Genomic DNA, 232 nt, shown 5'->3' with positions numbered 1-232 from the left:
CAGCCGTGGGGCCGCTACCGTGCCCAATACGTCTTCGTGTGCCCGAAGACATCGTGCCAGTCGCAGATCGTCGAACCGGCGTGGGTGCCGGCCTCTGCCGCGATCGACTGGTCACTCGAAGGGCAGCGCATCGGTGACCGGGCTAAGCCCCTGTCCCCGAAGACCATGGCACGGATCAAGGCTGGCCTGGCCCGATACGCGAACGAGATCATCGTCGAGGCCGCTGGTAACA

At 65.5% G+C, this 232-nt stretch carries 1 pseudogene; it reads left to right on the top strand.

The window, feature by feature from the left end:
* Window positions 1–232 (top strand): annotated as a pseudogene (locus RMT89_RS45645) (DNA cytosine methyltransferase); the annotation flags it as partial.

The organism is Streptomyces sp. P17 (assembly GCF_032436805.1).
Classification (GTDB): domain Bacteria; phylum Actinomycetota; class Actinomycetes; order Streptomycetales; family Streptomycetaceae; genus Streptomyces.
This window is presented reverse-complemented; position numbering and strand designations above follow the sequence as displayed.